This window comes from Nitrospiraceae bacterium (assembly GCA_019637075.1).
Classification (GTDB): Bacteria; Nitrospirota; Nitrospiria; order Nitrospirales; family Nitrospiraceae; genus JAHBWI01.
In genome coordinates this window covers 602,847-626,587 of the sequence record JAHBWI010000001.1, presented here as the reverse complement: position 1 = coordinate 626,587, position 23,741 = coordinate 602,847, and the positions used below count along the sequence as shown (strand labels likewise).

General features: G+C 60.7%; 23 protein-coding genes and 1 tRNA gene. 18 read left to right on the top strand and 6 right to left on the bottom strand.

Annotated elements, in window-relative coordinates:
• Positions 1-67 precede the first annotated feature (67 nt).
• The 3 genes from KF814_03020 (at position 68) to KF814_03010 (ending at position 2,341) form a co-directional block, all read left to right on the top strand.
• Positions 68-265 (top strand): hypothetical protein, encoded by a 198-nt coding sequence (locus KF814_03020; GenBank protein MBX3235100.1) that lies wholly within the window; start codon positions 68-70, stop codon positions 263-265.
• 19 nt (positions 266-284) lie between these two features.
• Positions 285-851 carry a DUF2294 family protein gene (locus tag KF814_03015; GenBank protein MBX3235099.1) on the top strand — a complete coding sequence of 189 codons (567 nt, stop codon included), beginning with the start codon at positions 285-287 and terminating at the stop codon, positions 849-851.
• 248 nt (positions 852-1,099) lie between these two features.
• On the top strand, positions 1,100-2,341 hold the full coding sequence (locus KF814_03010) for a hypothetical protein (GenBank protein ID MBX3235098.1): 1,242 nt from the start codon (positions 1,100-1,102) through the stop codon (positions 2,339-2,341).
• Positions 2,342-2,529: 188 nt separating this feature from the next.
• Here KF814_03010 and KF814_03005 read toward each other — a convergent pair whose 3' ends face one another.
• Both KF814_03005 and KF814_03000 read right to left on the bottom strand, forming a co-directional pair.
• Positions 2,530-4,011, bottom strand: a complete 1,482-nt coding sequence (locus tag KF814_03005) for a hypothetical protein (GenBank protein MBX3235097.1) — start codon at positions 4,009-4,011, stop codon at positions 2,530-2,532.
• Between the two features lie 248 nt (positions 4,012-4,259).
• Positions 4,260-4,709 carry a hypothetical protein gene (locus KF814_03000; protein ID MBX3235096.1) on the bottom strand — a complete coding sequence of 150 codons (450 nt, stop codon included), beginning with the start codon at positions 4,707-4,709 and terminating at the stop codon, positions 4,260-4,262.
• A 380-nt stretch (positions 4,710-5,089) separates the two neighbouring features.
• On the opposite strand from KF814_03000, the gene KF814_02995 reads away from it, so the two are divergent.
• The gene (locus KF814_02995) at positions 5,090-5,704 is read left to right on the top strand and encodes a RidA family protein (protein ID MBX3235095.1); all 615 of its coding nucleotides are present in this window, start codon (positions 5,090-5,092) and stop codon (positions 5,702-5,704) included.
• A gap of 63 nt (positions 5,705-5,767) precedes the next feature.
• On the opposite strand, the gene KF814_02990 is transcribed toward KF814_02995, so the two are convergent.
• Positions 5,768-6,283: a hypothetical protein gene (locus tag KF814_02990; GenBank protein MBX3235094.1), complete on the bottom strand. Its 516-nt coding sequence runs from the start codon at positions 6,281-6,283 to the stop codon at positions 5,768-5,770.
• Positions 6,284-6,892: 609 nt separating this feature from the next.
• Here KF814_02990 and KF814_02985 point away from each other — a divergent pair.
• The 13 genes from KF814_02985 (at position 6,893) to KF814_02925 (ending at position 20,770) form a co-directional block, all read left to right on the top strand.
• Positions 6,893-7,576, top strand: coding sequence for a tetratricopeptide repeat protein (locus tag KF814_02985; protein ID MBX3235093.1), 684 nt, complete (start codon positions 6,893-6,895; stop codon positions 7,574-7,576).
• Positions 7,577-7,671: 95 nt separating this feature from the next.
• Positions 7,672-9,045, top strand: coding sequence for a hypothetical protein (locus KF814_02980; protein MBX3235092.1), 1,374 nt, complete (start codon positions 7,672-7,674; stop codon positions 9,043-9,045).
• Positions 9,042-10,412, top strand: coding sequence for a sigma-54-dependent Fis family transcriptional regulator (locus KF814_02975; protein ID MBX3235091.1), 1,371 nt, complete (start codon positions 9,042-9,044; stop codon positions 10,410-10,412). The genes KF814_02980 and KF814_02975 overlap by 4 nt, the downstream gene beginning before the upstream one ends.
• Positions 10,413-10,626: 214 nt before the next feature.
• A complete protein-coding gene (hpnI, locus tag KF814_02970) occupies positions 10,627-11,793 on the top strand; it encodes a bacteriohopanetetrol glucosamine biosynthesis glycosyltransferase HpnI (GenBank protein ID MBX3235090.1) in 1,167 nt (388 codons plus the stop codon).
• Positions 11,790-12,644 (top strand): hopanoid biosynthesis-associated protein HpnK, encoded by an 855-nt coding sequence (gene hpnK, locus KF814_02965; GenBank protein MBX3235089.1) that lies wholly within the window; start codon positions 11,790-11,792, stop codon positions 12,642-12,644. Before hpnI ends, hpnK begins: the two co-directional genes overlap by 4 nt.
• Before the next feature lie 16 nt (positions 12,645-12,660).
• Positions 12,661-13,047 (top strand): EamA family transporter, encoded by a 387-nt coding sequence (locus KF814_02960; GenBank protein MBX3235088.1) that lies wholly within the window; start codon positions 12,661-12,663, stop codon positions 13,045-13,047.
• Positions 13,048-13,089: 42 nt separating this feature from the next.
• Positions 13,090-14,244 carry a DegT/DnrJ/EryC1/StrS family aminotransferase gene (locus KF814_02955; GenBank protein MBX3235087.1) on the top strand — a complete coding sequence of 385 codons (1,155 nt, stop codon included), beginning with the start codon at positions 13,090-13,092 and terminating at the stop codon, positions 14,242-14,244.
• 22 nt (positions 14,245-14,266) lie between these two features.
• Positions 14,267-15,184 (top strand): NAD-dependent epimerase/dehydratase family protein, encoded by a 918-nt coding sequence (locus KF814_02950; protein ID MBX3235086.1) that lies wholly within the window; start codon positions 14,267-14,269, stop codon positions 15,182-15,184.
• A 23-nt stretch (positions 15,185-15,207) separates the two neighbouring features.
• Positions 15,208-17,382 (top strand): LTA synthase family protein, encoded by a 2,175-nt coding sequence (locus KF814_02945; GenBank protein ID MBX3235085.1) that lies wholly within the window; start codon positions 15,208-15,210, stop codon positions 17,380-17,382.
• Between the two features lie 123 nt (positions 17,383-17,505).
• The gene (locus tag KF814_02940) at positions 17,506-18,840 is read left to right on the top strand and encodes a BamA/TamA family outer membrane protein (GenBank protein ID MBX3235084.1); all 1,335 of its coding nucleotides are present in this window, start codon (positions 17,506-17,508) and stop codon (positions 18,838-18,840) included.
• 20 nt (positions 18,841-18,860) lie between these two features.
• Complete coding sequence (locus tag KF814_02935; GenBank protein ID MBX3235083.1) at positions 18,861-19,328, top strand: ankyrin repeat domain-containing protein; 468 nt, start codon at positions 18,861-18,863, stop codon at positions 19,326-19,328.
• Positions 19,329-19,625: 297 nt separating this feature from the next.
• The gene (locus KF814_02930) at positions 19,626-20,222 is read left to right on the top strand and encodes a DUF3365 domain-containing protein (GenBank protein MBX3235082.1); all 597 of its coding nucleotides are present in this window, start codon (positions 19,626-19,628) and stop codon (positions 20,220-20,222) included.
• 71 nt (positions 20,223-20,293) lie between these two features.
• A complete protein-coding gene (locus KF814_02925; protein ID MBX3235081.1) occupies positions 20,294-20,770 on the top strand; it encodes a hypothetical protein in 477 nt (158 codons plus the stop codon).
• A gap of 113 nt (positions 20,771-20,883) precedes the next feature.
• Here KF814_02925 and KF814_02920 read toward each other — a convergent pair whose 3' ends face one another.
• Positions 20,884-21,345 (bottom strand): CoA-binding protein, encoded by a 462-nt coding sequence (locus KF814_02920; protein ID MBX3235080.1) that lies wholly within the window; start codon positions 21,343-21,345, stop codon positions 20,884-20,886.
• A gap of 123 nt (positions 21,346-21,468) precedes the next feature.
• On the opposite strand from KF814_02920, the gene KF814_02915 reads away from it, so the two are divergent.
• On the top strand, positions 21,469-21,651 hold the full coding sequence (locus KF814_02915; GenBank protein MBX3235079.1) for a hypothetical protein: 183 nt from the start codon (positions 21,469-21,471) through the stop codon (positions 21,649-21,651).
• Positions 21,652-21,764: 113 nt separating this feature from the next.
• Here the strand turns inward: KF814_02915 and KF814_02910 are convergent.
• Both KF814_02910 and KF814_02905 read right to left on the bottom strand, forming a co-directional pair.
• Positions 21,765-21,840 (bottom strand) — tRNA-Arg (locus tag KF814_02910).
• Positions 21,841-21,960: 120 nt separating this feature from the next.
• On the bottom strand, positions 21,961-23,625 hold the full coding sequence (locus KF814_02905; GenBank protein MBX3235078.1) for a hypothetical protein: 1,665 nt from the start codon (positions 23,623-23,625) through the stop codon (positions 21,961-21,963).
• Positions 23,626-23,741 lie beyond the last annotated feature (116 nt).

The following is a 23,741-nucleotide window of genomic DNA, read 5'->3' as shown; positions in this document are numbered from 1 at the left end:
CAAAGCGAAGTTGTATTCATCTCGCGGACATCTTGTTCGCGCATCACCTTTTTTTTGCGAGGACCTCATGAATTGCCTTCGCTGCAATAGTCCGATGTTCAGAGAGAACTATGACGATCAACTGGAGACGCAGGGACAAAAGTTTTCAGCCATGCACTGTCTCATGTGCGGCGACATCGTGGACCCTGTGATCTTGGCCAACCGGCGCCATCGCGTGGAGCCGCGTGTCGAACGGGCTCGGCTGGCGGTGGTGACGGCAGTCTAGTTGCGGGAGCAATGAACCCATGAGCGGCACGGCAAGCGAATGCCTGATCTGCGGAGCGACGGTTCAGCCGGGAGTACGCTCCGCAGATGCGTTTCTGGTGGATCGGTTTCTGGACGGGGTGAAGCTGGGCAGGCTTCGCCCCCAACGGCTGCGGCCCACGCCCTGTAGGAGACACATCATGGAGCAGACACAGAGCAAGGCGGACATCGAATATGCGGTCATGCTGGCAACGCTCAATTTCCACACCGAGTTCATGCGCTCCAACTACTCCCATGTCGCCGTGGATATGATGGAAGATGTCATCGACGTCACGTTGACGCGCAGTGTGGCGGTGCCGGCGGAAGAGCGCCTCGCCCAATCCGAGGCCGGACGGGATTTGTTGAGGCAAGTGCATGAGGCCATGATGCGGGCCTGTCAGGACATGCTGAAGGAACGGATCGAGCGAGTCGTGGGGCGTCGCGTGCGGGAGATTGTCGCCAGCCTCGACCCCATCGCCGGGCAAAGTCATCTGGCCATCCGCCTCGAAGAGGCGGCGACGTCCGGCGTCCATGCAACCGCCTATGCCGGCGCCAGCAGCAAAGTCTGAACTTTCTCCACCTACCGGGTGGCCTGCCAACCTGGTACAATCCCCGCCAATCCGGCCATCCGGCCTGACAAGCGGGGTGTCACCTGCTCCAACCTGAGCCATCTTCCGCCAATCTAATTCCTGCGTCGATTCGTCCATCGAGGCTATTGCTTCGCTCTCTGAGCTTGCCTTGCTGCTTCCTGCTGGCTGTGAGTATTCCCACATCCGCATGGGCCTGTTGCGAGAGCGTCATTAGTTGCACGGCAGCAGTGGTTTCGGCCGGTGCGACCTGCGTCGTGGATGCGGCGATCAACGCGCTTCAACTCATCCAGCGGAAACTGGAGAAAGATCGGGTGTCCCGGCAGCAAGAGTTGGATGAGGCGTTGCGGCAGGTTGAGACCGAAACCACGGGACAAATTTCACAGGCGCAACAGCTCGCGGATGAGGGGCTCCGGTCGTTGCGCAACGCGCTGGCTGAAGCCAGCCGGTTGACGGGGGAGGACAAGGCTCGGCTGCAGGCGAGCCTGAACCAGCCGGCGACACAGGCGGTGCCCGGTCCACAAACCATGCTACCGGGGGGCGGTGCGGGCAACCGTTTGGGAGCTATCGGGGTGCAGAGCGCGCCTCCGCGCCTTGGCGCGACCAATCCGTCTTCATCGGCCGGCGTGACCGATCCAATGTTGGAAAATAAACGGTTGCTCGCCGATGGGTCCCTCGAATCCATGCGGCGGATGATCGAGACGGAACTAAATCAGGCGGCGGAGATCAATGGGCGCCAATTAGCCAATGCGAAGCAAGTGGCGATGGCGCAGCGTGGAGTTGCCGCTGCGAAACTGCAGAGGAAATTCAATGACGTCGTGCTTTTGGGGACCGACGCGTTGTTGGCCAGCATCAGCCGGATTCTGCAAATACAGAATGTTTTGGACGTGCCGAAATTGGCCGTGGCAGTGGCAGCCGAGGCTGCCACCTTGATCGAGCGTTATCAACGTGAACTGGAACCGGCGCTCAATAGCGCCGTAACTCAGATTGGTCAACAACTTCAGCCGGTCCGCGCCGCTGTTGAACTGATTCAGTACCATGCCGCAAGGGCCACCGCGATTCTGGGGAAGATGGAGCAGGCTGTGCGGCTTCAGACCTTGCCGGCTCGGCAGGCGGTGGCGGCGTCGCTGGCGGGATTGCCCGATTCGCCTCCGGCACGCGCCGCAATTCAGATACGAGCGGTCGGGAGTCTCGTGGCAGTGAAGGAGCGGGCAGTGGGGCAGTTGACGCGAATCAAGGCGGATCTCCAGCGCACATCCACCATGCCGAGTCCTAGCGAGATGGGCACGATCAGAACCAGGTCCGCTGCCTCCCTGGAGCAGGCCTTTCGCGGCAAGTCCCCCGCCGACGTGCAACTGATGAAGACCCGTCTTTTCGACGAGGCCCGGCGGCAGTACGGAGCCAATCCCTTACTCCTGGCTTCTATTCAACAGGCCATTGATAACGCCGCGCGAACCTACGGGGGCCGGTGATCCCACTTGGGGATGTTCACTGGTAAGTATCCCGTCGATGTGGCTTGCCTGGGGACCCCTGTCACTTCCTTTATGAGTCGATGTCCTCGCTTGTTCTCCGTGGTGGCCTACGACATAGAGATCCGCACTCTTCCTGCAACTTCCGCCCGCGCCTGTAGCACAGCTGGTCGGCCACTTTCCGGCTCAAGCTAGAAATACGTTGCCGCTGACAGCACCAACGCTCCGTCATGGATGCGTTGGACCGTGTTCGGGTTGAAGGCCTTCGGCTGATACTGATAGCTCAGCTTGAACACCGCATCTTCAACCGGCCGATAGTTCAGCCCGAAGGAAATTTGCTCCATCTGGCCGAATCCGGCGTGATTGTCCAAGTTGGTGTTCACGCGGTCGTAGCGAATGACGGCGGTAAAGGTCGCGCCCTCTCCGAATCGTTTCGGCGACAGTGCGGTCAAGAACGCCGGCATGAAATGGTAGTTCCCCTGAACATAAAACCCATTCATGCGTTGCGGCGGCACCCCCAGACTATTGTTGCTTGGATCGATGCTGCTCAGCAGTGAGCCGGGGAGGACTCCCAGATTGTTCGTTTGAATTGCGCGCGAATTCCCTCGTGCATAGGCCCAGGCCGCTTCGCCAAGGAGTTCGAACGGTCCGCGCTGCAGAGTCCAGTCGACCGCCATGATGCTCAATGGATTGTAGTTCCCGGCCGGCGCCGAGTTGCCGTAGTACCCGGAGCCGCCGACCTCGATTCCCAGCACCGGGCTATAGGCCACGCGCCCGACGACCGTTTTGCCGTTGTTGATCGCCAGTCCATCGGTACTGCTGCATTTTCTCTGGCGCGCTCCCCGGGTACCTTCCGCTTCATTCACCAGCGGCGTGCCGGCCTTGTCGTACCCGCAAGGGCCGGTCGTGACATAAAACTCATAGTCCAGCTTGCTGGTTCGTCCCGGATACAAGGTTCCGTAAAAGCCGATGCCTGTTTCCGAAACGGTGGAGGGGATGATGAACTGACTGACGAGGGGACGATCGGTCAGATCGTTCAGCGGCGAGTCGTGAAGGAGATTGAACTTGCCGAGGGGCAGCAGCAGGATGCCTGCGCGCAGATTGAACTGTTCGTTCACCAAATAGTCGATATGGGCAAACTCGAGGCCGAACTCCAACTCATTGGAAGATGTCTCCCGAATCCCATGCTCGATTTCGAGCTCGGAGGCCATTTTCACGTGTTCCGTGATGTCGGCATAGATAAACGGTACGAATCGTTGTTGATCGAAGCCGCTGGCGACTCCACCGAAACCGTTGTCGATGCTCGCGTGCCGTTGGGTTCGATATTGAATGTCCATGTAGCCGCCGACGATGGCTTTGGGAGCGGTCACGAAGGGTTTGGCGTATACGAGACGGCCGGATCCGGTGGAGCCGAACGACAAGGCGGGTTGCGTGTCGGCTCTTCGTTCTCGTCCCACTTCCGGCAGCGAACCGACCCCGGGTTCGTTGGCCGATTCCGGAGCGTTGTCCTTGCGCTCACCGGTACCTTCCCGTCGTTTGAGCTCACGGAGTCGCTTCTCGACCGCTTCATCCACGAGTTTCCTGAGTTCTTCCGGCGTGACTTCTGCTCTCAGCGGGCTTGTTTGCAATAGACCGACCATGACAAGTGTCACGAGGTAGAGCCAACGTTTCATGCTGAGCCTCCCTGTTCAGGTGAGAAATAGCTGATTGGGGGCTCTGGACTCTTGCTGGTCTCTGGCCGCTCTATGCTGTCTTGCTCTAGCGTCGCACTGGTGGGGTACCTCCTCGCGCGCACTGACTGAACGAAGTGTCCATGAGAGTGAGGCGAGGCCTCAGACGGTCTTCGTGCGGAGCGGTTCGGCGGGATGGCACCAATGCACCGCCCCATTGCCGGCTTCGTCTTGTGTCGGTCAAAGTCGGCTCACGGTGTTCCGGCTGCAGTCACCTTAACCGGAGGGTTGCGCGGAGACTGGACAGCGGCCTCGAGCAGGTAGTTCCGCGAACGTTGCCAGCGATCTTGGAGGCGGGCATAGACTTCTCCCAGTTCGTCCTGCTGATCGGGCGACAAGTGCTCACTGATACGGGAGATCGTTTGAGTGATGATCCTTTCGACTTCCGGTTGGTGCGCGAATCGGAGTTCCAGGAGTTGAAGGTATGCTTGGACGACGATCGGTTCGACTTGGGCCTGTTGGGCATTCGAAAGCGCGAGAGCCTGAGTGAGTTGTGCAGCCGCCTCCTGAAAATGGGCCGGCATTTCTTGTTCCCTCCAATAGTCACGGTGCGAACCTTCGTAGTAATGATCGGACATGACTCCGAGCACAATTCCGCATCCCAGCCACAGCAGCATAGGCAATCCGGTACGACCACTCATGGGTTATGTACCTCCAGATATCTCGCGCGTGCACCGGTGCGTTGCACCAACGGTGATGGAAACTCACCCCACGTCATATAGTCGCCTGGGTACGGACGACAATTCCTGGCCCGCCGCAATCGTAGGTGGGATGAGCGCCCGATAAATTGTAGGACCACTCCGACAACGATGGAGCAGGTGTGCTGCCGAAAGGCCCCTGTCGGATGGCGTCCAGAGTCATCGGAATCACCTGTGCCGGACCATGTGTAACCTCTGCGACGGAACGGACGACTGTTCGATTGAGGAAGGGCCTTAGGGCGCGGACCGTTGACCGATGGACAGACGCGAAGAGGCGCGACGGATGACTGATGCATGGGATCAGCTCAAGGAGGAGGTGAAAGGTGAAGCAGAAGGGGACAACGTTGGTGCAGGGTCTATTGCTGCTTGGCGGGGTACTGAGCGCAGGATGTGCGGACTCCCCACGGTCCCATCCTGGGCGAGAATATCCCGGCCCTGTTGCACCCTCGACGAAGGAAATTAAGCCGTTGGGCACGCCGTGGGAGCAGGAATTCGGACTGGTGCAAGGTGTCAAGTCCGGAGGGTTGGTCTTCGTGGCCGGGCAAGTCAGCCTGGATGATAAGGGAGGACTAGCAGGCAAGGGGAACATGGAGGCACAGTTGCGTCAGGCCTATGCCAATGTTGCCAAGGTCCTGCAGCAGTTTAGCTTGACCATGGCGGACGTGCTTGAGGAGACGCTCTACGTTACGGATATGCCGGTGCTGTTGACCGTGGGGCCCAAGGTCCGACGAGACATCTACAGCGACCATCCGGAGGTCGCGAGCACGGTGCTGCAGGTACAGCGACTCGCGTTTTCCGAGGCGTTGGTGGAGATCCGTGTCGTCGCGAAGGCACCCGTGGTAGTCCTGTCGCGTCCGTCGGATGGCCCTTCCGAGGGGGCCCCACGGCGTCGTGGCGGACGCGGACGGGGTGGATATGGAGGGCCGTCCCCGTATTAGGCCGGGGAGGCTGGTGCCTGCGGGCCACCGTCACGTGGGCCGGCCCGCAGGCGTTGCGTGAGTTCAGGCCGCTGGGGGAACCTGATTGCCGGTGCTGGTTGAGGAAGCGGATGTCGAGGCTTGGGACTGTTGCTGATACTGCGCAAGTAAGTCGTGGGCAATCAAGTCGGCCAGCCGAGTCACAAAGGAATCGCCTGTCGAATTGACGGGCTGGGCCGGGGTATCCCCGGTTGCGACCGAGGCGTCGGCTGAGGTGGTGTTCCCGCTTGCCTGCTGGAGGTCAGTCGCGATCGCCTGAGCAAGTTGGCTCACGAAGTTCCCCTCCTGCTGACCGCTCCCATGGTGATGACGGTGATGGTGATGGCCTTGGGTTGCGCTTGCGCCGGAGGCCTGACTTGGATCAAGAGACTGCAAGGCCTGGTTCGCATTCTGTTGGATCGCATCTTGAGAAATCGATGCGCTATCGGATGAGTGTTGACAGCCGCATGCGGCCTGGGTCTCGCCCGGGGTTTTGGGGTTGGAGAGGTAACTCTGGAGCCATTGCACCATAGACGACGACCCGATACCTGATATAGACATAACGCCTCCTTAGGATCGACAAACCCATCCATTGATGATCGGTGGCGGGTGCGACCCGGTGCCCGTGACATTGGCAATGCCTGTGCCACCGCGATCCGCTCAGCAAAATCCCGTCGCACGAGGGTGTTTGACCGATTGCTGCGGCGATACTAGGCAAGGGTGGCCATCCGGCGAGTGCCTCGTGCCGACCGGTCGGCAATTCCTGGTCCGTTGCCTTCACATATCGGAAGTGACTCGGTACTTTGTAGGACTAGTCTGAAAATGATCGAAATGGAGAGCGTGGAACCGTGAAATCTGTGGAGCATGCCACAGAGAATGAACCATGCGAATCGCGCAACGGTCCATGCCTATTGGCTTTGCGTGACATCGCCGCCGGTCTGGAATCCTCTGCGGCGGGAGTTGCGGTGGCTTCGCCCTTCCCTGGCAGTTCGCCAGGGAGGAGATTATGATAACCCCTTCGCGTCGCGGCGGTCCCTGCTCGGTCACGACAGGCGAGACGTTCATTTGTGGATGTAAGAGGCCATGCCGATGCCATTTGGAAGCTGGAGAACGCTGAACACTCGGGCAGCACGCGCTCTTGCGAGCGCTGCGCGAAGGGCCGCGATAACGATGCGGGCCTCGGCGCTTTTGCTCGGGGTGTTGGCCTGGCCCGCCGTGACGCCGGCCGAAACGCAGCAGATTCTCGAAGGGAGCATCCGGGCGGTGCTGGCCGAGCAGGCGGGGCGGCAGCCCAACGTAAATGCGTTGGTCAGGCTCGCGGATTTGCATCTCGACCTCGGCGACGAACGCACCGATCCGGCGACCCGCAAGGCCGCATACGACGAAGGCGCCAAGTATGCCAAGCAAGCGTTGGAGCGGGAGGAACGGAACGCGCAGGCTCACTATCTCTATGCCGCCAATACGGGGAGCGCCGCTCAGCTGAAGGGCATGATGGCCTCGGCCCTTACGGTGGCGGATTTGAAAGCGCATGTCCGTCGTGCTTTGGAGATCCAGCCGAATCACGCCCCCTCCTTGCACATGATGGGTATGATGCTGGAGGAGCTGCCCTGGTTCATGGGCGGGGATGCCCAAGCTGCGGTCACCTATCTCAAACAGGCCACGGCAGCCGATCCGTCTTACGCCCACGCGCGGTTGGATCTGGCGCGGGTGTACGTCAAGCGTCAAGATTTTGCTGAAGCAAGGAAGGAGTTGCTGACGATGCTCCAATCGGCTCCCTCCATGCCTCAAACAGATAGTGACCGTCGCCATCGCCAAGAGGCCTCGGCGCTCCTCGCCTCCTTGCCGAAGCCGTAGGTGTCCGGAGCCTCGCAAGGCTCCGCTGTGACAGCCTGTTCTCCAGGGCCTCTAGCGTGTGTCCGTGGATGCTCCGGTTCACCCAGAGCTCTTCTATGACGTTTCCTCGCTTGACCCCGTTCGAAGTCCTGAAGGCATCGACGCTTGCCTTACTTGCCGCGCTCCTCTTTTCGTTAGGGAGCGCCAGCCATCCCACGTCGATCGCGGCCTATCTGTCCTTCTCAGCCATCATGGTCTTGCAGGCGATCGAACTCTTCGCGCCGGTCTTCGCCGAATCCAGTTTGGACCTCGCCAGACGCACGTTCCTCCTGCGCATCAGTATTCTGGTTCAAATGGTGTTGGCGGGAATCTTGGTGGCGGCGACGGACGGCAGCGGCAGCATCTACGAGCTGGTCTATCTGCTGCCCATCGTATCCGCCGCGACGAAGTTGGCGGGACGAGATGTGGTGTGGGTGGTGTGTGGGTCGATCGTGGCCATGATCGGGTTTATCGTCACCGGCGAACAGTTGTCGGCGTCGATCACTCGCGTGAAGGAATTTCAGGACGCCGTGGCGGCGATCGTGTATTTCACCATGACGGGATTGCTGGTGTTTATCTTTGCGAAGGGAGAGCGGGCGCAGGGCGAGAGCTATCGGAAGCTGGCTGAGACGTTGACGCAACGGAACGACGAGTTGAAGCACGCGCAGTTGGAGCTGACGGAACGGCTGGATCAAGTTTCCAAGATGGAGGAACGGCTTCAGCATGTGAGTCAGATGGCCGCGCTCGGGGAAATGGCAGGGCAAATCGCTCACGAGGTCAGAAATCCGTTGGGCATCATCAGGGGGGCGGTCGATATGCTGGCCGCACGGGTCAAGGACCAGTCGACGCAGCGTCATATCGCCGTCGTGCTGGAGGAGACGACACGGCTCAACAAGGCGGTGGAGGGCGTCCTTCGCCTCGCTGCTCCGTTGGGTTTACGGCAGGAGCCGGTCAGCCTCTCCGAGTTGCTCGACGGCATTGTCCTGGCGACCAGGGCCTGGTCCGTGCCTTCCGGCGCCACGCTCAGAATGCTGGCCGGCGGTACTGCCGTCATGGTGTGCGGCGACTATGATCTTCTTCATCAGGCGCTGGCGAATCTCGTCCGCAATGCATTTCAGGCCATGCCGTCCGGAGGGGTCGTCACAATCACGCAGGTCCTGTCGGAGGACGGGACCAGGGTGTCGTTGACGGTGACAGACCAGGGCGTCGGCCTGGCGCCGGAAGACCTGCAGCGGCTCGGAGAACCGTTTTTTACAAAGCGCGGCGGGGGTATCGGGCTTGGATTTGCGTTGGCGCGTCGTGTCGTCCTCGGGCATGGGGGGGCGGTGCAGGTGGCCAGCATGCCGGATCAGGGCACGTCGGTGACCATCGTGCTGCCGGTTACCGAATCGAACCGTGCGATGACTCTAACGGGTCACCCTGTCCGTTTGGCTTCAGCGGAGGCCTTGTGACCGGAACCATCCTGGTTGTCGATGACGAGAAGAACTATCTCTGGATGCTGGACGAGTTGCTCCGCGGCGAGGGCTATGAAGTCGTGACGTGCGAGAAGGGAACCGATGCGTTGACGGTGCTGCGGGAGTCTACCATAGATGTCTTGCTCACGGATCTCCGCATGGCTGAAATGGATGGAATGACGGTGTTGGACAAGGCACGGGAACTGTGCCCGACGACTTCCACCGTGCTGATGACGGCCTATGGCACGATCGAGCGGGCGGTGGAGGCCATGCGCCGGGGCGCGTATGACTTCATCGTGAAACCGTTCGAAAACAACGAACTCCTTCGTTCGATCAGACGGGCCGCGGAGCGCAGCGTGCTCGCCAGGGAAAACGTACGCCTTTCTCGGTCACTGGAACATCGCCATCGTCTCGACAATCTGGTAGGGCGCAGTCCGGCCATGCAGGCCGTGGTGGAAAAAATCCATCGCGTGGCCCAGTCGAAAAGCGCGGTTCTCATAGCCGGCGAGAGCGGGGTGGGGAAGGAATTGGTGGCCCGCGCGGTCCATTTCGGCGGGCCGCGGAGCGGGCGACCGTTCTTGGCCATCAATTGCGGCGCCTTGGCCGATTCGTTGGCGGAGAGTGAGCTGTTCGGTCATGAGAAGGGCGCCTTCACCGGCGCCTACGCCAGGCATTTGGGGCTATTTGAACAGGCCAACGGGGGAACGCTCCTGTTGGACGAGATCGGCGAACTCCCGCTGCCGCTTCAGGCAAAGTTACTCCGCGCGTTGGATAGTCAGGAGATCCGGCGGGTTGGGACGGAGAAAGCCATCCGGGTCGATGTCAGAATTCTCTCGGCCACCAACCGAGATCTGAAGGCGGAGGTGCAGAACGGCCGGTTTCGAGAAGATCTCTATTTCCGGTTGAGTGTCGTCCGGATCGACGTGCCTTCTTTGCGGGAGCGCCAGGACGACATTCTCCTGCTTGCCGAGACTCACCTGCAGACCTTGACCAGAGAGGGGACGGTCCGGGGACAGCGGTTCTCGCCTCGCGCGCAGGGGCTGCTGCTGCGGCACCGTTGGCCCGGGAATGTCCGGGAACTGCACAACGTCGTTGCCCATGCGGCGTTGATGGCGAAGGGGGATGAAATTCAAGCGGAAGACTTGCCGCTCGAACTCACTCCCAGTCAGGACTGGGCCGGTGCGTTGGACCGATTGCTTCCTCTCGACGCGGCGCTCGACCGAACGCTGAAAACCGTCGAGGACCACATGATCAGTCGTGCCTTGACTCAGTCGAACGGCATCCAGGCACGAGCCGCAGAGTTGCTAAAGATCAGCCGGAGCTTGTTGCAGTACAAGTTGAAACACCGGCCGGACACACAGTAACCAGCCTCGGGTCAGCCTGAAGATCGGCGTCCAAAGTTTTTGACGCCGATTCAAAAAACTTTACAACTCCCCCACGCCGTCCGACCTCCATATCTCTGGATCCTCCGATTTACTGGCATTTGTTCCTGTCGCCGCTTGTCACGCGCCTGGCCCGGTTCCTGCTCGCTCAGTGGTGTGAAGGCTGTCGCTATGTGGCAATGATGTGACGATCGGCATGGTTCTATCCATTCTCCAAATCATCTGCTTGATCCCGGTTGTCTTCGGGGCGATCTATGGCTTGTTGTGTCTGCTCGCCTTGCTGCAATTCCGTCGGAACCGCTCCTACCGGGTGACGCGCGCCTTCACGGAATGGCCACCGGTCACCGTTCTCAAACCGGTCTGCGGTCTTGAGAAAAACCTCGCGGAAAATCTTCGGAGTACCTGCCGGCAGGATTACCCCGATTTTCAAGTCGTCTTCTCGGTCCAACGGACGGACGATCCGGCGATCCCGCTGCTGCATGCCCTGCAGGAGGAATTCGGCGCGGACCTCGTCACGGTGGCGATCGAGGCCTTCAACGCAGGCCCCAACGGGAAGATCAACAATTTGATCGGGGGACTGAAGCATGCGCGCCATGACCTGTTGGTCATCAGCGACAGCGATATCCGGCTTCGCCCCGATTATCTGAAGACCGTCGTCGCGCCTCTGGCCGATCCCGCTGTCGGTTATGTCTGCACGCTTTACAAAGCCAGCGAAGCCGACACGTGGTTTGAGGCGATGGAACTGCTGACGATCAACACCGACCTGACGCCCAACATGGCCTTCGCCCTGGTCACCGGCGCTGCCAAGTTCTGTCTCGGGGCCTCGACCGCGCTACGCCGATCGACGCTGGCGGAGATCGGCGGCCTTCCGAGCCTGGCGGATTACCTGGTCGAAGACTATGAGATGGGGCGGCGGATTTGGACGAGAGGGAAGCGGATGGTCATTCTTCCCTACCTAGTCGACACGGTGGTGGACCTCAAGACTCCGGCGCAATGGTGGAATCACCTCGTCTACTGGGATCAAAACAACCGGGCCGCCAGACCCGGCGCGCTCTTTTCCACCGTCGTGATTCGTCCCGTGCCCTTCGCGTGCCTGTTCGCACTCCTGACGTTTGGGGCTCCAGTGGGAATTGCCGTGCTCCTGGCCGCGGTGCTGCTCCGGCTGGCACTGGCCGGCTGCATCATGCGTTGGGGGTTGGAGGATCGTGAGGGAATGCGATGGCTGTGGTTGGTTCCCTTCCGCGATATCGCCGCTCTCGGGTCGTGGGTGCTGGCGTTCACGAAGCGGACGACGATTTGGCGTGATGCGGAATTCGTGCTGACGAGGGACGGCCGGCTGGTGCTCCCGGGAGATCGCGCGTGAAGGCGCTTATCGTCACCGGAGATGATTTCGGATTGGCCCTGCCGATCAATGAGGCGATCGAACAGGCGCATCGGGACGGGATTCTTACGACAGCCAGTCTGATGGTCGGGGCGGCGGCGGTTCAGGATGCGATCGCGCGCGCCAGGCGGCTGCCTTCTCTGAGGGTCGGGTTGCACCTCGTGCTGGTCGAAGGACGGCCGGTGTCGAACGTGGCGGAGGTGCCGGACCTTGTCGACGGCGCGGGAGAGTTTTCGACTCGCTTGGTCCGTGCCGGGGTCAAGTTCTTCTTCCGACCCGGCGTGCGACGGCAGTTGAAGAGGGAAATCCGGGCCCAGTTCGAGGCGTTCCGCCGGACGGGGTTCGAACTGGATCACGTCAACGCCCACAATCATATGCATGTGCATCCGACGGTGCTGGGATTGATTCTGGAAGTCGGGCGGGAATTTGGCCTACGCGCGGTCCGTGTGCCCTATGAGCCGTTGTTGCCGTCGCTCCGAGCGGCCGGAAACCGCGCCCCGTCCCGGGTGCTGTCTTGGGCAGGTCTGTGGCCCTGGATCCGGTTGATGCGCCTGCGCCTCCGGCTCGCAGGTGTTGCCTCGAACGATTTCGTGTTCGGGCTGCATGATTCCGGCCATGTGACGGCCCACCTTCTCGAGCGCTTTCTCCGTTCTCTGCCGCAGGGCGTCACCGAGATCTATTGCCACCCCGCGGTCCGCCGCTGCCCCGAGATCGACCACAGCATGCCGGACTATGAACATGAACAGGAATTGCACGCGCTGATCAGCCCCAAGGTGAAAGCCACGCTGACCCTGTGCGGGATCAAGCCGGCGGCCTTCAGCGATTGCCGATGAACGTACGGAGGAATGCATGCTCAAAGTGCTGATCGTCATGACGATCGCGGCGGCTGCGGCGGCCGTGGGGCAGATCTTTGTGCGGCAGGGGATGCAGGAGGTCGGCGCGCTGGACCAGTATGCGCCGGCGGCGCTGGTCGCGTACTTCGGGCGGGCATTGACGAATCCTTACGTGGTCATCGGCACCGGCTTGAACGCGGTCTTCTACTTTCTGTTCCTCGCGGCGCTCTCGTGGACCGACATCACCGTGGTGCTTCCCATGACGGCGCTCGAATTCGGTATGGCCGCAGTCTTGGCCGTCGTACTTCTGAACGAAGTCGTGCCCACCCTGCGCTGGGCCGGCATTCTGTTGGTCATCCTGGGCGTCATCTTGATCACGGCGGGCGGTGGGGAAACCGCCTAAGAGCCCGATCACTCACTCCATTTCCGACGAGAGGAGTCACTCATGCAAGGTGTTACTTCCGAGAGCACGGTTCTGCCTCCCGCCCGCAAGGTTCCCGCCGCAAGGATCCAATTCTTGCCGGAAGACAGGGCCTGGATCGCCGCGCGCATCGAGGAGGTGCTCGGGACCGGCCAATTGACGCTGGGAAAATATGGGGCCGAGTTTGAGCAACAGTTCGCCCGATTCTCCGGAACGCAACATGCGGTGGCCGTCAACAGCGGGACCAGCGCGTTGGAGATCATCTTGCGGGCGCTGCAAGTAGCAGGGAAGGACGTGCTGGTCCCCACCAACACCTTCTTTGCCACGGCTGCTGCGGTCGTGCATGCGGGAGGCCGGCCGGTGCTGGTCGACATGGATCCGGAATCGTTCGGGGTGCGGCCTGAGGATCTCGAGCATCGTCTCACGCCGAAAACCGACGGGCTCATCGTCGTCCATATCGGCGGTATTGTGTCGCGGCGGATGCCGGAATTGCAGGAATGGGCGAAACGCAAGGGCCTGTGGCTCGTTGAGGATGCGGCGCATGCGCACGGATCGGCGTTGAACGGGACACGCGCGGGCTGCTTCGGCATCGCCTCGTCCTTCAGTTTCTACCCTACGAAGGTCATGACTTCCGGAGAAGGCGGCATGATCGTGACCAACGATGCCCATATCGCGGCCGAAGCCAAGATTTACCGGGATCAGGGGAAAGCCAGCTTCACTCAAAACGCACATGTGCGCATGGGAGCCAACTGGCGCCTGTCCGAACCGCACGCCATCATCGGATTGAAACACCTGGAACGGCTTCCCGCGATGATCGCCGACCGGCAACGGATCGCGGCACTGTATGACGAGGAATTGGCCGGGCTGCGAAACCTAGATCTGGTTTCGATCCCTCCCGGAGGGGTCTGCAATTACTACAAGTACTTGGTGCTTCCCAAAAGGCAGCAGGACCGCAAGGCCCTCAAGACGCTGCTGCGGGAAACGTACGGCGTCTCCTTGTCGGGCGAAGTCTATGAGGAGCCGCTGCACAAGCAACCCGTCTTTGCCTCATACGCTTCCGGGGTGTTGCCTGTGTCCGGAGACTACTGCGCCCGCCACCTGTGCTTGCCGGTGTTTTCCGGCATGGAGGATGCGGATGCCCATCAAGTGATTCACGCGCTGAAAGACGTCATCGGCTAATTTACGAAAGGAGCGGCTTGCCATGTCACAAGTCGTCGTTACAGGGGGAAGCGGTTTCATCGGCTCACACGTCGTCGACGCGCTGGTTGACGCCGGTCACGACGTGACCGTGATCGACCATCGTGTGCGCCCGCACCGGCAGGACGTCAAGTTCGAGGATATTGACCTGATGGACCTGTCTTCGGTCGTGGCGGCAACGAAGGGGGCCGAGCATATTTTTCACTTGGCTGCGGTCTCGAACGTCAATTACGCCTACAAGTATCCGGTGTATTCGACGGCCTTGAACGTGATGGGGACGACCCACATTCTCGAGGCCGCGCGGGTCCACGGCACGAGGCGGGTTCATCTGGCCTCCACCGTGTGGGTCTACAATGGCGCGGCGAACGGGAAGGTGGTCGACGAAACAGTCCCGTTCCACCTCGAATCCGCCGGGCACATTTATACCTCGTCCAAGATGGCGGCCGAGATGCTCTGCCACAACTATCGGCAGCTCTATCAGGTGCCGTTCACCATCCTCCGGTACGGTATTCCGTACGGACCGCGCATGCGCGAAGAACTCCTGATCCCGATCTTCATCAAGAAGGCCTTGAGCGGGCAGCCGCTCACGATTTCCGGCAAGGGGGAACAGTACCGGAACTTCGTGTTCGTACGGGACATGGCGGATGCCCACGTGTTGGCGATGAAGGAGGATGCGGCGAATCAGACGTACAACCTCGAGGGAACCAGGAAGGTGACGGTATTGGAGGTGGCGGAGGGGATCAAGAAGGTGCTCGGCGATCAAGTCCAGCTCGATTTCGTCCCCGCTCGTCCCGGCGATTTCGGGGGAAAAGAAGTGACGGCGAAGAAGGCCGCGCGCGAGCTGGAATGGTATCCCACGGTGTCGTTCGAAGACGGGTTGCGCCGGACCGTGGACTGGTTCCGTCATAAGTGGGCTTGCTAGACGCGGAGCGGTCGAGCACCACAGTGAAGCAGCGCATCATGACCATTGCCGGCGGCCAGCCGGTGCCGTGGTGGGGCCTGTCCCTGTTTTGGGGCGTGCTCTTCCTGTTGATCCAACAGGCCGAGCGGGTGTGCCTGGCGCCGGACGTGATGGCTCGCCAACCAGGCGTCCCCGGCCTGCTCGTGAGGACGTTTCTCGCGGGGCTGGGCAACGATCTCTATGTCGCGGCTATCGGTCTCGGTTTGGTCCTGCTCCTGGCGGCATTGGTGACGGGGTTGTGTGTCCTGGGCGGATGGGGCGGCACACTGCCGCGCACGGAGCTCTTCGGTCGGGCAATCTCCGGCGTTTCCCTGCTGTCGGCGGTCGGGCTCTTCGCCGTCACGACGGCCGATCTGTCCTACTTTGCCTACAACCACCAACATTTGGATTTCGTGTTCTTCGAGTATCTGGACGAGTTGATCCATGCGTTCGGCCAAAACGGCCCGTCGCAGGCTGCGGAACAGACCGGAGCCGAGCTGGAGGATCCGAGCAAATGGCTGTCCCGCATCGGACTGTTTTGGGGGCTCCTGGTCTTGTTTGCCGCCACCTGGACGGCGTTGTTTCGGGCTGCGTTGCACCGACACAGTGAGGCGCTGCAGCAAGGAACGTCGGCCGGGTTGACGATGATGCTGGTGGCCGCGGTCGGCGTGACGGCTGCGGGGCTCACGCCCCCACCGGCCTCGTCGCTGGTGTGGGAGGCGATCGACAGCGAGGCCTACTACAGCCTTTCGCAAAATCCCGTGTTGTTCGCGCACCATCCGTTTCGAGACGTCTTCTTATCGCAGCTCAGCTGGAGTCCGTCCGCCTTGCCGTTTCGGATGACCGAAATACAGGCCGATGACGGGGTCCGCCTTGCGAGTGACGGGGAGCGGGTCTTCGCCGGGCCTGACTATCCGTTCATCGGCACCCAGCGCCATCCGGAAGCCCCGTATTTCACACGGCCGCCCAATATCGTCCTGCTGTTTGTCGAGGGGCTCGATCGGCGGTACCTCGGCCGGCGGTATACGCCCTCCGGCTCGTCGAGACCGGGGGACCAGACCGCCTCGGATATTCGCCTGACGCCTTTCCTCGATCGATTGAAGGATGAGAGCCTGTACTTCCCGAATTTTTTCAGTAACGGCGTACAGACCTTGCGCGGTCTGTTCGCCACGCTCTGTTCCGCTTGGCCCAGGCAGGGGACCGCCGTCATCAAGACTCGTCGCACGCATGACTTTCTCTGCATGCCGTCGGTGCTTCGGCAGGCGGGCTACCATACCGAAATGGTCGTGAGTCTGGACAGCGACCTCACGGGGTTGAGGGAATTCCTGGAACGTAACGGGATCGAGCGGTATTACGCGGAGCAGGACTTTCCGCAACAGGCCGAACGTCTGGGGTTGGGCCTGACCGACGGGGCCCTGTTGGATTTTATCGAGCATCGTGTGACCGCTCTGCGGACGGAGGGCACGCCGTTTTTTCTGGCCGCGCTGACCACAAGCACGCACCATCCGTTTGCCGTTCCGGCGAGTCATCCCGATGTGCAAGCCCTCACGAAAGACCCGGACGGCTACGTGGCTGCGCTCAGGTATTTCGATGCCGAACTTGAACGGGTCTTCGGCCGGATGCGGAAGAACGGACTGCTCGACAACACCATTGTGCTGATCCTGGGCGATCACGGACGGCACGAGGCGGTGGGCGAGTCGGACCACGAACGGCAAGTCGGCCATTACATGGCGCCGCTCTTCGTTTGGCTGGATGAATCGTTGCGGCGACAACGAGGTTTTCAGGCTGGGGCGGTGAAGCAGGTCGCGAGCCAGGTGGATATCGCGCCGACGGTCCTGACGGCAATCGGCCTGATGCCGCGCGTCGAACCCTTTGTCGGGCAGGATCTGAGTTGTGTGTTGGCCGGTCCTTGCCGGATCGAGAATCGCGCCTACTTGAGCAGCGTGTACGACGACGCGATCGGCATAGCCGACGAGACGGGCATTTGGCAGTATTCGTTCCGGCGGGGACTCTTGAGCCGGACGGATCTGGATCTTCGAACCAGTACAAGATACGACATCGAGAAGGGGCCCGCGGGAATCTCCTATTTGCATGCGATGGGCGCTCGGTACCTGGCCTGGAACAGGGCGCTGGAGCGCAATAGGATCTGGTCGCCTGATGGGCCGGCAGTCATACAATAGGGGCGCGCAGGAGGCATCGCGCCGATCCGGATGAAGTCGCTTTGACAGGGCCTGAAGACTCTGGTTTCATGGTCTGCCGATTGATCCGCACGTGCCGCAAGGGGTGATGACCGCGAATTTCCTATGCTGATCCGGCTGGCCCTTTCTCTGTGCGCGCTGTTCCTCCTGCCTGGGGTCTCGACCGGACAAGTGCTGATCACCGTCGAACGCCCGGGTGATCCCAACCCAAAACTTCCGCCGAGCACCGATGTTCCCGTCCAAGAGACGGAAAGCGAGCGCGCGGAATTGAAACAAGCGGAAGCGAAAGAGGAAGCACTCAAATCGCTTGCGGGAAAGGAAGGCTATACGGCGATTCCGCTGCCTGCCTTCTCATACAATCGCAATGAGCAATACTGGGTCGGCGCATTGATGCCGATCCTCAAATCGAATGCCAAGGGCGAGCTGACCGATATCGTTGCGCCGCAATACCTGCACAATCCCAGTATCGGGGAAACGTTCTCCGTCAACTATTTCGGATACCCGTCTGATACGGAGCAATACAGCGCCGTCGCGTCGTACAGCACGAAGATTCAGCGGGATATCGATCTCAACTACAAGAATGTGGCGGCGGGTGGAGGGCGCTACATTCTGGCGGCCCAGGCCACCTGGTTCAAGAACGCCTTCCGCCGATTTTTCGGGATCGGCAACCATGCGTCGGAGAGCGCGGAAACCAACTACACGTCGCGCGAGACGCTCATTCAACTGACGGCCGGCATCAATTTCAATCAGGATCTGGCCCTGCTCTGGAGCGAACGGTTCCACGACGTCCGCGTCGAGGAAGGCGCCGTCAAATCCCTGCCGCAGACCAAAATGCTTTTTCCCCACTTGACCGGTCTGGAAGGCGCACAGGTCTTCGGCCATAAGTTGGCTTTGCGCTACGACACTAGGGACAAACAACTGGTGACGACGAGCGGGACCTATATCATCGGTTCCGTTGAACTCAACCAGAACCTGGAGCGCCGGGAGCCCAACCGATGGTTGCGCACGACTTTCGAGGCCAGACAGTTCATTCCTCACTACAACGACCGGATGGTGTTCGTCGCGCGTTTTCTCGCCGATGCCGTCAACGGCAACAAGACGCCGTTTTACGAACAGCCCACCCTCGGGGGCGAAACCACATTGCGAGCGTTCGGGCAAAACCGTTTCGTGGACGATACGCTTCTCCTCGTGAATTTCGAGGAGCGCTTTCGGTTCAGCCGCCGCGAAATCTTCGAACATGAATTAGATCTGGAGGTCGCGCCCTTCGTCGATATCGGCCGGGTGATGGGACATTTCAGCTTCGATAAACTATCGAACCCGCAAATCAATCCGGGAATCGGCTTTCGCGTGATTTCGCTGCCGAATGTCGTAGGTCGTCTGGACATCGGGTATGGTAAGGATGGGGCGAACGTGTTCGTCGGGCTGGATTATCCGTTTTGACAGTGATCGTCGGAACCGCCATGCACGACTCCCGAAAGCACAAGGTCTCGCGAACCAAAAGGGCGGTGACTTTCCTCCTCATGGCCACAGTGGTCAGCAGCCTGCAGGCCGGCTGTTCGCTGTCGATGCTGAACGCGTCGGCCTCGGGCGATCTTGAGAGGGTGCAGCGCCTCATCACGGAAGGACAGGACGTGAATAGGCGGTTTCCACTCATCGGCACAGGCCCGCTGATTGTGGCCGCGGGGCATGGCTATGTCGAGTTGGTGCGGGCGCTGTTGGATGCCGGCGCGGACGTCAATGCCGCCGACGTGAGCGGGTGGACGGCGCTTCATGCTGCCGCCTCAAAGGGAGATCGTGCGATCGTGGCTTTGTTGTTGGAGCGGGGCGCCTCGATGCCGAGCCATCACTGGTATCTGCCGAGCCCGCTTAGTATCGCAACCACGCTCGGGCATGCGGAGATCATTCCGCTCCTTCAGGCTCGGGAATAAGCTTCGATGAGACTTGCTGTGCATGCGTGCCCGGCGCGATGAGACGGCCGCGCAGAGCCCCTTCTGCTACAATCAACTTCTACGGCTTCGAGGTAATCGTTCGAGGCTTGGTTCTCATGTGATCCGACTCACACCTTGTCCAGGCATACGAGGTGAAATTGTTCGATGTCTGTCGGTTCGACTCAGTGCAATGGGAGTAGATGTGAGAGCCGAAGGGGTGCGACGCTATTGGGAGACGTCGTCCAATGCGATGCCCAGTGACCGAAGTAACCAGCAAGTAGACAGGGAGGACGCACCATGCAGATGAGAGGGTTTTGCTTCGGACTTGCCGTAGGCACGATCGTCACGAGCCTGCTCGGTCAATGGGGACTGTCTGTCGCGAGTAAGGAAGCGGATGCCCAGAAAGGCATCGCGCCTCAGCGCGTGGCCGATTATATCCACAGCGTGCTGCAGGCCGATCGCACGTTCTATTCGACCGAGGTGGTGGACCGGATGCAGAAACGCGGGATCGTCTTCGCGTCGGAACATTGGAGGCAGGATGGTGATTTGCCGCTACCGGCGCAGTTCCTGCTCGAATCCGGTCGACTCGTGGCGAAACAACCCAACAACATCAAGTTTCGGCTGATCAGCAATTGGGCGATCAATAGGAAGAATGGGCCGGCGACGGATTTCGAACGGACCGCGCTCACCGAAATGCTCACGAATACTGAGCGGCCTTACACAGGCATCGTGAGCGACGGGAAAACTCGCGTCTTTCAGGCCATCTATCCGGACAAGGCCCTGTCGTCGACCTGTGCCCATTGCCACAATGTGCATCCGGAAAGTCCCAAGCGGGACTTCAAGGTGGGAGACGTGATGGGTGGGGTGTTGATCACTATCCCCCTTGCCAATTAGGTCAGGGCTGTCTCAGTGATTGCCGACGAGAAGCCATCGTGCAGCCCAGCGGAGGAGCGAGGAGATCGGTCATGAAGAAGGTGCGTCTTGCCGGGATATTGATCTGGCTCAACTTGGTCACGCTGGCCGCGACCGTTCAGGCGATGCCGGAGGACCCCGGCAATTTCAACGAGAGCGACACCCGTGTGTTTCGAACGACCGCTTGCACGAAGGATCACGTGCCGGTCGAAGCTCTCTACTATATCGTGGCTAGCCGGTCGGATCTGCAGAGCGGAAACCCTTCACCCACCGCCCAACTCATGAAGGACGAGGTCGATCGAAGCTGGCTGCAAATCGCCTCGCGCTTGACCAGCGAGGAAGTCACCGAAGAGCAATTCACCGACACGTACCATGCCCTGTTGAGCCAACGTATCCCGCTTCTGCAGCAGGCGGTGAAGGAAAAGAGCGGGGTCTCCATCTATGTGTCGGAAGTGAACAGCAGGGTGATGGACGCAGCGCAAGATCAAGATACCCCGGCCTGCCGCGCCGGAGCGGGGGAGCCGACCTAAAGAAGAGACGGTCTTGAACCCGCGCCAAGTACTGCTATCAAGTCGGCGGGAGCAGGCCGGCTCATGGTGCCTGATACCGTGACGTCTTGTCTGTCTTGAAATGACCGATTGCGTTACCCGCCAGTTAGATACCGGCGGTACTCGACCATCAGACAGCGGTCCTGCACGACTTTGATTCCAGCCTTGGCGAGCGTCTCCGCCACCTCGTCATTTCGTATCCCAGATTGGAACCAGACCGCTTTCGGTTTCTTGCCGAGCAGATCCTCAAGATGCGCGGGAATGTCCTCGGAGCGACGGAACACGTCGACTAGGTCCAGGTCGCCGGGAATGTCGGCGAGGCGGCGAAAGACGGTCTTGCCGAGTATCGTCGAGACATCCGGCTCGTACACCGGCACCGGAATCACATCGAGGCCTTCCGACGCCAAGTACTCCGGTACATAGAATGCGGGGCGAGAAGCGAAGTGCTCGCTGCGGATTCCAAGTACCGCGATGCGTTTCATCGAGCCGAGCAACTGCCGCAGTTCCGCCGGATCATCGATCAGATTGCTTTGCCAAGCCGCGTTCATGTCAGTCATGCCGAGCTCCCCCATTCGTATGGCGCAAGCCGATTTGGGTCATGCAGCCCGGGGGAATGGTAACAGGAACCGTCGGCTGGCATACAGGCTCTTTGTCTTATCGGGGTATGTCGAAGAGGGCGAATGAGAACGGCTTTGCCGGACGAGAAAGAGGAAGATCAGATTGAGGTGATTATCCGCTGGCGTGAGGAAGAGCGGCTACGCGGGATGGGCCAGCGGTCGAGCAAGCTGGTACGGCACGAACTATCCTTCAACATCGTAACGAGGGGGAGGAGACCGAAGCTCGCCGAGCTCGCTCGCAAGTGAGGACGACGCAGGCGTACTCACCCTGGTACGTCGAAGAGGGCGAGCGAGAACGAACTCGCTGGGCGAGAGGATCTGCCGCCGTAGTCGATGTTGGATGGATGGTTCGTGCCGAATGGCGCGCCCGACAGGACTTGAACCTGTAACCCCCAGATCCGTAGTCTGGTGCTCTATCCATTGAGCTACGGGCGCCGGATGCCTCGTGCGCCTGCCGGAGAGTCGGAGACTTTGGCCGACAAGCGGCACGAAGCAGCGCTCGTTATACAGGTCCGCGGGCGGACTGGTCAAGTCTGCAACGCGACTTCTTCGCGATCAGAACACGCTCCGGCTCAACTCCGCCGACGGGGAACTTTCGTTCCCGACCTTATCGTAGGCCGTGATCACGACGAAGTAGGTGAAGCCGAGCGGCAACGTGAGCTGTTTCGAAAGCACGTTGCCCACGTCGAACATCTGCGGGTGCACGCCGGTTTGCGTGCCCACGTAGATCCGGTAGCCTGCCAGGTCCGCTTCCGTGTTGGCGCTCCATGACACCGTCATCGTCCCGGTGGTCGTCGTGGACGAAGGAGGCGGCGGCGGGGGCGGCGGCGTGGCGCCTCCGGTCGGCGAGGGCGGCGGCGGGGGCGGCGGTGCCGTGGTTCCGGTGGCCGTGACGGTCACAGAAACCGGAATCCGCAAGGTCGTGGCCGGGATATCCGGCCCGGACTCGAGAATGTAGACCACGGCGGAATAGGATCCGACCGCCAGGGCTGCCGTATTGACGGTCACCGTGAGCGGATCGATCTCCGAGGTGATGGTCTGCGTACTCCCATAGGGCGGGTTCAGCCAAATCCAGCCTTGGTTCGTACTGATCGAATAGCTATGTGTCGTCGTGCCGGATTTTTGCAGATTCACCACGCCGGATGGGTTCGTACCCTTTGGCGCCGAAAGTGCCAGCGAGCCGGGGAACGATTGGACGAACGACGTCAATGAACTGGTCGGCGGCGGCGGCGGGGGTGTCGCTGTCGGCGGGGGCGGCGGTGTCGTCGAAGGCGGCGGCGGCGTCGTTGAAGGCGGAGGCGGTGTTGTCGACGGCGGGGGCGGCGGTGTCGTGCCGGGGGCCGTCACCGTAACGGTAACCGGAATCCGCAAGGTCGTAGCCGGGATGTCCGGCCCGGACTCGAGAATATAGACCACGGCCGAATAAGACCCCACCGCGAGGCCAGCCGTATTGACGGTCACCGTGAGCGGATCGATCTCCGAGGTGATGGTCTGCGTACTCCCATAGGGCGGGTTCAGCCAAATCCAGCCCTGGTTCGTACTGATCGAATAGCTATGTGTCGTCGTGCCGGATTTTTGCAGATTCACCACGCCGGACGGATTGGTGCCCTGCGGAGCGGCAAGCGCCAGCGAGCCGGGGAACGATTGGATGAACGACGTCAACGAACTGGTCGGCGGCGGCGGCGGGGGCGTCGCTGTCGGCGGGGGCGGCGGTGTCGTCGAAGGCGGCGGCGGTGGCGGCGTCGTTGAAGGCGGAGGCGGTGGCGGCGTCGTTGAGGGCGGCGGGGGCGGCGGTGTCGTGCCGGCGGCCGTAACCGTGAGGGAAACCGGCACGCGAACGACCGTCGAGACGCCGGGGCCGGTTTCACCCAAATATACGACGGCGCTATAGCTTCCCGGAATGAGTCCCATGGCCGAGGTGTTCACGGTCACGGTCAAGAGATCGGTTTCGGTGGAAATGGTTTGGGTGCTGCCGTAAGCCGGATTCAACCATACCCATCCTTGATTGGTGCTGATGTAATAACTGTGCACATCGGTGCCGGTCTTCGAGAGCGAGAGCGTACCGCTGACGGTTCCGCCCTGCGCCACCGTGAGCGACAGCGCCGAAGGCGACGTGGTGATTACCTGCGCATATGACGGAGTGCCGAACATAAGCATCTGCACAATGGCGATGGCCAGGACGGCGAGAAAATGTTTGAAGGTGGATTGTGCAGATCTCATGGTCACTACTCCCTTAGGTGAATCTGATGAAATGAGGAGTCAAGTTGCTGATCGCTCAGCAACTGTTGTGCCACAACAGACTGACGAGAGAATGTTGCCGCTTGTTTGTAGGGATT